The sequence below is a fragment of the Tenacibaculum tangerinum genome, assembly GCF_029853675.1.
GTDB classification, from domain to species: domain Bacteria; phylum Bacteroidota; class Bacteroidia; order Flavobacteriales; family Flavobacteriaceae; genus Polaribacter; species Polaribacter tangerinum_A.
Map to the genome: position 1 here is coordinate 587,165 of NZ_CP122539.1, position 12,836 is coordinate 600,000.

7 protein-coding genes and 1 rRNA gene (1 of these 8 cut by a window edge) are annotated in these 12,836 nt (G+C 35.2%); all 8 read left to right on the plus strand.

What is annotated here, in order from left to right; all coding sequences use genetic code 11:
- Nucleotides 1–97: 97 nt before the first annotated feature.
- Nucleotides 98–3,559 carry a hypothetical protein gene (locus tag P8625_RS02430; protein WP_279651917.1) on the plus strand — a complete coding sequence of 1,154 codons (3,462 nt, stop codon included), beginning with the start codon at nt 98–100 and terminating at the stop codon, nt 3,557–3,559.
- Nucleotides 3,560–3,565: 6 nt separating this feature from the next.
- On the plus strand, nt 3,566–4,828 hold the full coding sequence (locus P8625_RS02435; RefSeq protein WP_279651918.1) for a glycosyl hydrolase family 17 protein: 1,263 nt from the start codon (nt 3,566–3,568) through the stop codon (nt 4,826–4,828).
- Nucleotide 4,829: 1 nt separating this feature from the next.
- Nucleotides 4,830–5,849 (plus strand): glycoside hydrolase 5 family protein, encoded by a 1,020-nt coding sequence (locus P8625_RS02440; protein ID WP_279651919.1) that lies wholly within the window; start codon nt 4,830–4,832, stop codon nt 5,847–5,849.
- Nucleotides 5,850–5,852: 3 nt separating this feature from the next.
- Nucleotides 5,853–7,331, plus strand: coding sequence for a glycoside hydrolase family 30 protein (locus tag P8625_RS02445; protein ID WP_279651920.1), 1,479 nt, complete (start codon nt 5,853–5,855; stop codon nt 7,329–7,331).
- Nucleotides 7,332–7,341: 10 nt separating this feature from the next.
- Nucleotides 7,342–8,745, plus strand: a complete 1,404-nt coding sequence (locus P8625_RS02450) for an MFS transporter (RefSeq protein WP_279651921.1) — start codon at nt 7,342–7,344, stop codon at nt 8,743–8,745.
- 1 nt (nt 8,746) lies between these two features.
- Nucleotides 8,747–9,631 (plus strand): glycoside hydrolase family 17 protein, encoded by an 885-nt coding sequence (locus tag P8625_RS02455; RefSeq protein WP_279651922.1) that lies wholly within the window; start codon nt 8,747–8,749, stop codon nt 9,629–9,631.
- 1 nt (nt 9,632) lies between these two features.
- On the plus strand, nt 9,633–10,610 hold the full coding sequence (locus tag P8625_RS02460) for a LacI family DNA-binding transcriptional regulator (protein ID WP_279651923.1): 978 nt from the start codon (nt 9,633–9,635) through the stop codon (nt 10,608–10,610).
- A 1,025-nt stretch (nt 10,611–11,635) separates the two neighbouring features.
- Nucleotides 11,636–12,836 (plus strand): 16S ribosomal RNA (locus tag P8625_RS02465) (it continues 318 nt past the right edge of the window).

A 12,836-nucleotide genomic window follows, 5' to 3' on the forward strand; every position in this document is an offset into this window, starting at 1 on the left:
AACTATGTTTGAATTAATTCACCTCTTTTTCTTACCCTTCTATAAATAATCTGAATTTTTACTAGAAATCAGTAAAAAAACTGTTTTAATTTTACTAATGAATAGCACAGAAAGAATATATATCGAAAATGAAAAAACTTCTTCTACAAGCAAAGAAGTAAAGGGAACACAAGTCCATATAGAGGGAGAATTGTATTATAAAATATCGAATGTAGATGAAATGAGACCATTTTTTATGAGCATTGTAAGTGCTTCTAATCATTGGATGTTCATTTCTAGTAATGGAGGATTAACTGCAGGACGCCAAAATGCAGAGTACTCTTTATTTCCATATTACACAGATGATAAAATAGTTGAAAGTGCCGATATCACTGGAAGCAAAACCATATTTCAAGTTCGAAAAGCAGGCCAAGTAACCGTATGGGAACCCTTTTCAGAACGATTTGAAGGTAAATACAACATTACCCGTAATTTGTATAAAAATAGTTACGGAAATAAAGTATTGTTTGAAGAAATTAATCACGATTTAGAACTTACCTATAGCTACCAATGGAGTTCGAGTGATACCTACGGTTTTGTAAGAAAAAGTAAAATTGTTCATACTGGAACCGATTTAGTAAACATCACCATATTAGATGGAATTCAAAATATTTTACCCTATGGCGTTGGAAGCAACCTACAAAATGCAAGTAGTAATTTAGTCGATGCCTATAAACGCAGTGAATTACATAAAAAATCAGGCGTAGGTATTTTTGCACTGAGTGCCATTATTGTTGATAAAGCAGAACCAAGTGAAGCACTAAAAGCCAACGTTGTTTGGTCACTTGGTATCGAAAACCCCACCTATTTATTATCTTCTAAACAGTTAAAAAACTTTAGAAGAAATCTAGACCTAACAGAAGAAACTGATGTAAAGGCAGAAAAAGGAGCTTATTTTATCAGTGCGAATATAAATATAGCCTCACAAAACTCTAAAGAGTGGTACCTCATAGCAGATGTAAACAAAAACCACTCACAAGTAATAAAGCTATCAGAAGACATTCAAAAGAAAGAGAACTTATTAGAAAAAGTAATTGCCGATGTTCATTTCGGTACACAACAATTAGTAAAACTAAACGCATCTGCAGACGGTATACAATACTCTGCAGACAGATTAAGAGATATACGTCATTTTTCAAATACCCTGTTCAATATTATGAGAGGAGGTATTTTTGACGATAATTATACCATTGAAAAACGAGATTTTACCACATATATAAACAAGGCAAATAAAAAAGTAGCAAGAAATAATGAAGCAGTCTTAGAAAAACTAACACCGCAGTTTTCGTTATTCACATTACAAGAATTAGCCTATGAAACAGACGATAAAAACTTTAGACGCTTGTGTTTAGAGTATATGCCTTTAAAGTTCAGTCGTCGTCATGGAGACCCAAGTCGCCCTTGGAATAAATTTTCTATAAATACACGAAATGAAGACGGTTCTAAAAAACTAGATTATGAAGGGAACTGGAGAGATATTTTTCAAAATTGGGAGGCGCTAGCCCACTCATATCCTGCTTTTATAGAAAGTATGCTGCATAAATTTTTAAATGCAACAACTTTCGACGGATACAACCCTTACAGAGTAACCAAAGATGGTTTCGATTGGGAAACCATTGAGCCAGATAACCCTTGGAGTTATATTGGTTATTGGGGAGACCACCAAATCATATACCTATTAAAGTTCTTAGAATTTACAGAAAAATTCGAACCTAAAAAACTAGAAAGTTTCTTTAATAAAGAACTATTTGTATATGCAAATGTGCCTTATAAAATAAAGGCATATGAAGAGTTGTTGAAAAACCCTAAAGATACCATCGTATTCGATGAAAGTGCCGATGCCAGAATTAGACAAGAACGTGATGAACTAGGTTCAGACGGAGCACTTTTAAGAGATGAGAATAGATTTATTATCAAAGTAAATTTTATTGAGAAGATTTTGGCAACAACCCTTGCTAAAATAGCCAACTTTATTCCAGAAGGAGGTATTTGGATGAATACCCAAAGACCCGAATGGAACGATGCTAATAATGCCTTAGTTGGTAACGGGGTTTCTATGGTAACCTTATACTATTTAAGACGTTTTTTAAGCTTTTTTAATGAGGTATTTGCCCATTCAGAAGTAACAAAGGTTGAAATTTCTAAAGAGTTAATGACATTCTACAGTGATGTTTTAGAAGCCTTAGAAAATCATAAAGAATTACTTTCAGGTAGTTTTACCAATGCGCAAAGAAAGCAAGTATTAGATGACTTAGGTCAGTCGGCAAGCAACTACCGATTACACATTTATCAACATTCGTTTTCAGGAAGAAAAGAAGCACTATCAATTCAATCATTAAAAGACTTTGTAAGCACTTCTTTAGCCTATCTAGAACATTCGATAGAGGCGAATAAGCGCTCAGATAGTTTGTATCATGCATATAATTTAATGACGCTTACGAACGATAAAGAAATAGCCATTTCTTATTTAGATGAGATGTTGGAAGGACAAGTAGCAGTGTTGAGTTCGGGCTATCTAAATTCGTCAGAAGTACTACGTGTATTAGATGCAATGAAAGAAAGTAAGCTTTTTAGAGAAGACCAATACAGTTATTTACTGTATCCAAATAAAGAACTTAAAGGCTTTGTAGAAAAAAATTCTATACCGAAACAAGCCGTAGAAGCATCAAAAATAGTACAATCGCTCGTAGATATAGATGGTACTTCTATTGTAGAAAAAGATGTACTAGGAGGATATCATTTTAACGGAAATTTTAAAAATGCAGACGATTTAGCTCTTGCTATTGACAATCTGTCTATCAATATTTCTGAAAATGAAAAAAGTGAAATACTTCAAATCTTTGAAGAAGTATTTAACCATAAGGCTTTTACAGGTCGCTCAGGAACATTTTATGGTTATGAAGGTTTAGGCTCAATTTATTGGCACATGGTTTCGAAGCTGCAATTAGCAGTTCAAGAATGCTGTTTAAAAGCAATTGAAGCGAAAGAAAGTGCAGAAACAGTAGGTAGGTTATTAGAGCACTATTACGAAATAAATGAAGGAATAGGTGTTCATAAGCCACCAACATTATACGGAGCTTTTCCAACCGACCCTTATTCGCACACACCAGCAGGAAAAGGAGCACAGCAACCTGGAATGACAGGACAGGTAAAAGAAGATGTTTTAAGTCGTTTTGGAGAATTAGGAGTCTTTGTGTCTGAAGGGAAATTATATTTTAACCCTTGCTTGCTAAGAAGAAATGAGTTTATTTCAGAATCTAAAAACATACACTATGTTTCCGTAAAGGGAGAAGAAGTAAAACTCAATTTACCCGAAAACACACTATTCTTTACCTATTGTCAAGTACCCGTTATCTATACCATTTCAGAAGCTGAAAGTATAGAAGTTCATTACAGTAACGGAAATAAGGAAACACTTAAAGGATTAGAACTTACTAAAGAAATAAGTGAAGAAATTTTTAATAGAACAGCTAACATAGCTAAGTTACATGTTTTCATAAAAGAAGATAAGTTAAAATAGAATTATATGAAATCAGGCTTAAACATTTTATGGATACTGGTTTTCTTGATTTCTTGTGGAGAAGTAAAAGAAAAGAAAAGTGTTTCAACTATAAATACGAACAACGTGACTGCTAAAGATATATTAGGAAACTCCAACTATCCCGCTATTTGTTATGGAGGTTATCGCAACAAAACTAGAGACATACAACCAACGATTGAAGAGTTAAAAACAGACATGAAGATTCTCAGTGCCATGGGAATCAGAATTGTAAGAACCTACAATGTTCACTTAGATCATTCAGAAAACCTTTTAAAAGCAATAAATGAGCTTCAAAAAGAAGACAAAAATTTTGAAATGTATGTAATGCTAGGCGCATGGATAGATTGTAAAAATGCATGGACAGAGTTGCCTTTAGATCACCATAAGGAAAGTGAAAGAAACGAAGTGGAAATTAAAGAAGCCGTTAGGTTGGCTAATTTATATCCAAACATCGTAAAAATAGTAGCAGTGGGTAATGAAGCCATGGTAAAATGGGCAACCGAATACTATGTACAACCTAATATAATCTTAAAGTGGGTAAATCACCTTCAAAACTTGAAAAAAGAAGGAAAACTAAATAAAGATTTATGGATTACCACTAGCGATAATTTTGCATCATGGGGTGGGGGAAGTAACGAATACCATACCGATGATTTAAACAAATTAATCGCCGCTGTAGATTATATTTCAATGCACACCTACCCAATGCACGATACGCATTACAATCCTAAATTTTGGAAAGGTGAGCACAACGAGCATACACTTTCGAATTTAGAAGATATAGAAAAAGCCATGCAACGATCGCTAGCGTACGCACAATCGCAGTATCAGGGTGTAAAGAACTACATGGAGCGTTTAGGAATACACAAACCAATTCATATTGGTGAAACAGGCTGGGCAAGTACATCTAATGAATTTTACGGACCTAAAGGAGCGAATGCAACCGACGAATTAAAACAAGGAATGTATTACAAACACATGCGTGATTGGACTGAAAAGGAGCAATTATCATGCTTTTACTTTGAAGCCTTTGACGAACCATGGAAAAATGCTCAAAATCCGGCAGGCTCTGAAAATCATTTTGGACTGTTTACAGTTGATGGAAAAGCAAAATATGCCCTTTGGCACTTGGTAGACGAACATAAGTTTGAAGGACTCCGTAGGGATGGAAATAAAATTACAAAAACATTTAATGGAGATAAGCAAGCCTTAATAAACTCGGTATTGCCTTCTTTAGTAAATCATTAACATGAGATTAGCTGTTTTAACATACACACTTTTATTAACAATAATACTTTTAGGTTGTCAAAAAACTAAAGAGAATACGATAAGCGTTTCAGAAAGACAAATCTTAGTCAATTTGAAACCTTATACAATCAAAGGAGTTTGTTATCATCCAGTTCCTAAAGGAAGTTCTAACAAAAGAAGTTTTTCAAACTTAAAAGAAGACGTCCTGCTAATGAAAGAGGCAGGCATCAATACCATACGAGTGTATGAACCCATAAAAGAAGTTGAAGTTTTAGACTTTCTAGCAAAAAATCAATTAAAAGTAATTATAGGCTTTGGTTACGACCAAGGAGGTGTTTACGATATAAAATCAGGAAGCTATCTACAGTACATAAAAAAGTATCGCCATCATAAAGCTATTCTGATGTGGGAATTAGGAAACGAATACAATTACCATCCCGAATGGTTTGGTAACAACATAAACAATTGGTACTCTGCATTAAAAGAAGCTGTAGATACAATTCACAAGTACGATAGTAACCATCCCGTTGCAACAGCACATGGAGAATTACCCAACGCAACAACTCTAGCAATGGTGCCAAATATTGATGTATGGGGAATGAATGTATACCGTTGGGATAAACCAGCAAGTATTTTTGAAGAATGGAAGAAAATAAGTAACAAACCTATGTACTTATCAGAAGCAGGTGCCGATAGTTATATGACCATTGAAAAACAAGGATACATTCAAGGAGAAAACCAAAAAGCACAAGCCGATGCGACTAGAAACATATTAAACGATGTGTTTGAAAATTCAACAATTTGTGCAGGAGTAGCCTTATTTTCATTTACCGACGGATGGTGGAAAGCTGGAAGCTTAGACACTCAAGATATTGGAGGTTGGGCACCCAACAGTAGCGGTGTACCTTACGACGGAACTCCTAATGAAGAATACTGGGGTATTGTTGATATTGATAGAAATAAGAAAAAAGTGTTTGAGGTAGTTACAAAATTTTACACCGACACAAAGGAAGAATACTAAAAGATGTTAAAAAAAATAGGTTGTATAATACTCGTTATCATGCTAAACTCATGTAAGAAAGAAAATAAACTAGAAGTAGAAGTTTATGAAACTTCTGCTAAAGGAAATAAACTTACCAGAGTTTTAGATTTTAATACAGCAAAAGATGCTGTAGAAATAACAGTGATACCTGAAAAAGAATACCAAACTATTACCGGATTTGGGGGCTCTTTTACAGAATCCTCAGCCTATCTTTTAAACAAACTGAGCAAAAAAAACAGAGATAAAATCTTACAGGCATACTTTGGAAGTGATGGAGCTAATTATTCATTAACTAGAACACATATAAGTTCGTGCGATTTTTCATTAAACAACTATACATACGCTCCGGTAGCAAATGATGTTGAGCTAGAGCACTTTAGTATAGAAGAAGATACAGAAGATTTAGTACCCATGATAAAAGATGCTATGGTAATTTCTAATGAAGGGTTTAAAATCATAGCATCTCCATGGACTGCTCCGCCATGGATGAAAGATAACAATGCGTATGTAGGAGGAAAGCTACTGCCAAAGTATTATGAGAGTTATGCCTTGTTTTTTTCTAAATATTTAGAAGCCTATCAAAAAGAAGGAATCGATATATGGGCAGTAACCGTGGTCAACGAACCACATGGAAATGGAAATAATTGGGAAAGTATGCTTTTTTCACCCCAAGAAATGACCAATTTCGTACAACAGCATTTAGGACCTAAGCTAGAAACAGAAGGCTTTAAAAATGTGCATATATTAGGATATGACCAAAACAGAGAAGGCTTAAAAGAATGGGTAGATGAAATGTATAAAAATCAAGCAACCTCAAAATACTATGCAGGTACAGCAATTCACTGGTACGAAAGTACAGTTAATTATTTTCCTGAAGCCTTGCAATATGCACATAACAAAGCCCCCGATAAGTATTTAATACAAACAGAAGCCTGTGTAGATGCCGAGGTACCAAAGTGGCAAGATGATGCGTGGTACTGGAGTAAAGAAGCTACCGATTGGGGATGGGACTGGGCACCAGAACACCAAAAAAGTTGGCATCCTAAATACGTACCAGTATATCGTTATGCTAGAGATATTATAGGCTGTTTAAACAATTGGGTAGACGGTTGGGTAGATTGGAACATGGTTTTAGATACACAAGGAGGCCCTAACTGGGTTAAAAACTGGTGTGTAGCACCGGTAATTGTAAAACCAGAAACAGACGAAGTGTATTTTACACCCATATACTACACTTTAGCACATTTTAGCAAGTACATACGCCCCAATGCAAAACGTATAGAAATCAAGAATCCAGATAAAAGCTTAATGGTTACAGCAGCAAAAAACCCAGATAATACCATTGCAGTTGTCGTTTTTAATCAAGAAAAACAAGCCAAGAACTTTACATTAAAACTAAAACAAGAAAAAGTAGAACTAACAATAGATGCACAAGCAATACAAACCATCATAATCCATTAAAAAATACCGTATGTCAAATAATAAAGTACCATATTCAATTAAAATAGCCTTCGGAGTGGGAATGTTAGCAAATCAAATGTTTCCAGCGGCTATAAGCATATTTATAGTGGTATTGGTACAAGACCTAGGGTTTCCAGGATGGATGTGGGGAATCGTATCGCTCGCACCAAGAGTTTTTGACTCTATTACCGATCCGATAATGGGGTTTATATCAGATAATACAAAATCGAAGTGGGGAAGACGTAGACAATATGTGTTTCTTGGTGCGATACTTATGGGAATTTCTTTCATAATTATGTGGCAGTTACATAGAGAAAATTCAATCGATTATAACTTTGCATACTTTTTATTTTGGTCTATTATCTTTTATCTAGGATTAACCATTTTCAGTGTCCCCTATGTAGCCATGGGCTATGAAATGAGCGACGATTTTCATGAACGTACCAATATTATGGCAGTAGCTCAATGGATAGGACAATGGGCATGGGTAATAGCACCATGGTTTTGGGTGATTATGTACGATAATAATTGGTTTGAGTCGGCAGATGTAGCAGTAAGAGAATTAGCAATATGGGTTGGAGTTATTTGTATGTTATTTGCGATGGTGCCGGCAATTTTTATCAAGGGAGAATCTACCTTAGATAAAAACTATTCTCCTTTAACTTTTGAAAATATAGGAGGAAGTTTAAAAGAGATTATCAAAGGATTTAAAGAAGCATTTACGTCAAAACCATTTAGAAAACTATGTATTGCTACCTTTTTAATTTTCAATGCATTTAATACAGTTGCCAGTTTTACATTTTTCATTATTGTATATTATCTGTTCAGCGGAGATGCAGGAGCAGCAGGAATTTGGCCTACTTTATTCGGTAGTATTGGTGCCTTGGCAACCACTTTTTTAGTAATTCCTATAGTTACAAAAATGTCAAAAATAATAGGCAAGAAAAAAGCTTTTCTAGTATCTCAAGGAATATCGATAGTAGGATACATACTTCTCTGGTTTCTATTCATTCCAGGCAAACCGTATATGTTTTTATTTGCATTGCCATTTTTTTCTTTTGGAATCGGAAGTTTATTTACACTCATGATGTCTATGACAGCAGATGTTATTGACTTAGATGAATTAGAGCATGGTAAAAGAAGAGAGGGAGTATTCGGAGCCATTTATTGGTGGATGGTAAAATTCGGGTTCGCCATAGCAGGAGGTTTAAGCGGAACCATTATGTCAATAGTTGGTTTTTCATCGGGTGCCGAAATACAACCAGAAGGAGCGGTTGAGGGATTACGTATGTTTTTTTCAGGACTACCTATTCTTGGAACCTTAGTAGCCATGTATGTTATGAAGAGCTATAGTATTGATGAAACAAGAGCAAATGAAATTAGAAAAGAGTTAGAAGCAAGAAAAACAAAGTAATATGTCCAAAAGAAAGGAAAAATTTTTAGCATTAGCCGAACTAGACTTTACAGATAAGTCTGTTAAGGGCTTACAAAAAACGTTTAGAGATTTTTTGCAGTTAGGTATTCATGGTTTGTGTTTTAGTCCTTATATTGAAGGCCAGAAACCAGGAGATAAATTAACAGAAAAACAAATCCGTCATAGAATTGAAGTAATTAAACCATATACCCGATGGATTCGTTCTTTTTCTTGTACAGAAGGTAATGAGCTGATTCCGAAGATAGCTAAAGAATACGGATTAAAAACTTTAGTAGGAGCGTGGTTAGGAGATGACAAAAAGAAGAATAAGGAGGAAATAGACGGATTGTTAGACTTGTATAAGAACAATCTTATCGATGTAGCTGCAGTAGGAAATGAAGTAATGTATAGAGGAGATTTAACAGAAGATGAACTTTTACAATATATCTACGATGTAAAAAAAGTGATTACTGATGTTCCTGTGGGGTATGTCGATGCCTATTATGAGTTCGTTGACAGGCCAAAAATAACGGAAGCTTGCGATGTTATTTTAGCCAATTGTTACCCTTTTTGGGAAGGCTGTGACCAAGATTACTCATTATTATATATCAAAGATATGTATAGAAGAGCAAAAGAAGCAGGAAATGGTAAAGAAGTAATTGTTACAGAAACAGGGTGGCCCACCCAAGGGAGTAATTTATATGGAGCATATCCATCTTATGAAAATGCGCTAAAATATTTTATCAATATTCAAAGATGGTCGAAAGAAGAAGATATAAAAATGTTCTACTTTTCATCATTCGATGAATCTTGGAAAGTAAGTTCCGAAGGAGATGTAGGAGCATACTGGGGTATTTGGGATAAAAATGAAAAACTAAAATTTTAAAATGGTAACGTTAAAACAACTAGCTAAAGAATTAGGAGTATCTATATCTACAGTTTCAAAAGCATTGAATGATAGCTTTGAAATAAGTGAGGAAACAAAAGAAAAAATATTAGCACTTGCAAAAAAATACAATTATCGTCCTAATAACGTAGCTGTTAATTTACGTACTAGATCTACCCAAACATTAGGCGTTATCATACCTAATATATTCAACCATTTTTACACAAAAATTCTCTCAGGAATTGAGCAAGAAGCAAAAAAAAATAACTATAAAATAATTATTTCTATATCAAACGAAACACTAGATTCTGAAAGAGAAGGAATTTCATTCTTTTCAAATGGAAGTGTAGACGGAATATTATTAGCACCTTCTGAAGAAACAGAAAAAGTAAACGATTACGAACACATTACCGATTTGCATGCCAAAGAAATTCCATTTGTTTTATTTGATAGGTATTCAGATAAAGTAGCATCTGATAGAGTAATTATCAATGATTTTGATTCAGCAAAAAAAACAATAACCTACCTAACAAATTTGGGTAAAAAAAATATTGTAGCTGTTTCTTTGATAAAAAATTTGAGCGTAGGAAGATTGAGAAGAAAAGGAGTACAAGAAGCCTCATCAAATGTAACAATACTCGAGTTTGAAGATGAAAAAGAATTTGAAGAAGTTTTTTTTCAGTTTTTAAAAACTGAAAAAGTAGACGCCATTTTTGCATTAGATGAATTAGCTGGAATTATAGCTTTAAATTTAGCAAGAACGTTATCTTTAAACATCCCAAAAGATGTGTCTATCATTAGTTTTAGTCAAGGAATATTATCTGAGTATTCGTACCCCAAACTCTCTACAATCAATCAGCATGCAGAAGAAATAGGCAAAAAATCGGTAGAGCTAATACTGTCTAGATTAAAAAATAAGAATAAACCCACAGAGACAAAAATAATCAATACCGCCTTAGATTTACACCAAACTACTTGATTTTAATGCTGGCAATAACTGTATGAAAAATTAAATACGGTAATAGTGTCATAATAACTGACGATTTCTATAAATCAATTTCTTATACTATAGCAGAGAAAATCCAGTTACAGAAGTAAGCCAACATCCAAGAATCGAGAAGCAACAATAATTAGTTATTACTACATTGCTACATTACTACATTATCTCATTGCAAATAGCCAACAGCCAAGAGCCAAGAATTCATTTAACAATTATCGATGAGCAATTTCTAGTTTTCAGTAATCAAACAAACCGTGATAACGAGGAGTGATAGCGACGTGGTTATCTCATGATGGTAATCAGAGAACAATTATCAGTAAGCAGTTGTTAGAAATAGTTATAATTATTAATCATTCCTACATTTCCTCATTTCCTCATTTCCTCATTACATCATTACATCATTACATCATTATTTCATTACAAATAGCCAACAGTCAACATCTTTATATATAAACAGTTACAAAAAAGGTTTTAAAAAAGGTAAAAAAACTCATTGTTGATAAGGAAAAGGGTTCTATATTTGCACCCGCAAACGGAAAAGCGGTATGCATAGAAGTTAGCGACAGTTCATAGGAATAGGGTATAGAAAAAGAATAAAAAAAGTTTAGCATTTTCTTGCATAGTAGTTCATAAAGTAAGTATCTTTGCAATCCTGTTTTTTTAGGGACTGAGTTCATTAAAATAGTGCGGTAGTATAAACGAGAAAAAAACTTAAAAAAGTTTTTGTCAGAATAAAAATAGTTTATATATTTGCATCCGCTTTTAGGGAGCGATATAGATAGAGAAATTTTGGAAGGCGATATGCCACTAGTTCGATTCTAGTATTTCTACAAAAGGTTTAGTTAAAGATACAAATTTAAGTTTGTTATTAGCGACGAGCCAAGTTCATTGAAAAATATTGAAATTGACAGCGTAATTAAAGAGTAGAATTACCACAGAAAGTTTAAGAGATTAGATTTTCGTAAATTCTTTTGGAACTTAACATTTATAATATTAAAGATTATACAATGAAGAGTTTGATCCTGGCTCAGGATGAACGCTAGCGGCAGGCTTAACACATGCAAGTCGAGGGGCAGCATTTCTTTCGGGAAGATGGCGACCGGCGAACGGGTGCGTAACGCGTATAGAATCTGCCTTGTACAGGAGGATAGCCTTTAGAAATGAAGATTAATACTCCATGGTATAGAGAAGTGGCATCACTTTTTTATTAAAGATTTATCGGTACAAGATGACTATGCGTCCTATTAGCTAGATGGTAAGGTAACGGCTTACCATGGCAACGATAGGTAGGGGGGTCTGAGAGGATTATCCCCCACACTGGTACTGAGACACGGACCAGACTCCTACGGGAGGCAGCAGTGAGGAATATTGGTCAATGGAGGCAACTCTGAACCAGCCATGCCGCGTGCAGGAAGACTGCCCTATGGGTTGTAAACTGCTTTTATACGGGAAGAAACGTAGCTACGTGTAGTTATTTGACGGTACCGTAAGAATAAGCACCGGCTAACTCCGTGCCAGCAGCCGCGGTAATACGGAGGGTGCAAGCGTTATCCGGAATCATTGGGTTTAAAGGGTCCGCAGGCGGTCAATTAAGTCAGAGGTGAAATCCCATAGCTTAACTATGGAACTGCCTTTGATACTGGTTGACTTGAGTTATACGGAAGTAGATAGAATAAGTAGTGTAGCGGTGAAATGCATAGATATTACTTAGAATACCGATTGCGAAGGCAGTCTACTACGTATATACTGACGCTCATGGACGAAAGCGTGGGGAGCGAACAGGATTAGATACCCTGGTAGTCCACGCCGTAAACGATGGACACTAGTTGTTGGGTTTAGGCTCAGTGACTAAGCGAAAGTGATAAGTGTCCCACCTGGGGAGTACGATCGCAAGATTGAAACTCAAAGGAATTGACGGGGGCCCGCACAAGCGGTGGAGCATGTGGTTTAATTCGATGATACGCGAGGAACCTTACCAGGGCTTAAATGTAGAGTGACAGGGGTAGAGATACCTTTTTCTTCGGACACTTTACAAGGTGCTGCATGGTTGTCGTCAGCTCGTGCCGTGAGGTGTCAGGTTAAGTCCTATAACGAGCGCAACCCTTATCGTTAGTTGCTAGCAGGTAAAGCTGAGGACTCTAGCGAGACTGCCGGTGCAAACCGCGAGGAAGGTGGGGATGACGTCAAATCATCACGGCCCTTACG

What these genes read in the sequence shown, in the direction of transcription:
- P8625_RS02460 (WP_279651923.1), top strand. Translation starts at nt 9,633, where the DNA reads ATGGTAACGTTAAAACAACTAGCTAAAGAATTAGGAGTATCTATATCT.
- P8625_RS02450 (WP_279651921.1), top strand. Translation starts at nt 7,342, where the DNA reads ATGTCAAATAATAAAGTACCATATTCAATTAAAATAGCCTTCGGAGTG.
- P8625_RS02430 (WP_279651917.1), top strand. Translation starts at nt 98, where the DNA reads ATGAATAGCACAGAAAGAATATATATCGAAAATGAAAAAACTTCTTCT.
- P8625_RS02435 (WP_279651918.1), top strand. Translation starts at nt 3,566, where the DNA reads ATGAAATCAGGCTTAAACATTTTATGGATACTGGTTTTCTTGATTTCT.
- P8625_RS02440 (WP_279651919.1), top strand. Translation starts at nt 4,830, where the DNA reads ATGAGATTAGCTGTTTTAACATACACACTTTTATTAACAATAATACTT.
- P8625_RS02445 (WP_279651920.1), top strand. Translation starts at nt 5,853, where the DNA reads ATGTTAAAAAAAATAGGTTGTATAATACTCGTTATCATGCTAAACTCA.
- P8625_RS02455 (WP_279651922.1), top strand. Translation starts at nt 8,747, where the DNA reads ATGTCCAAAAGAAAGGAAAAATTTTTAGCATTAGCCGAACTAGACTTT.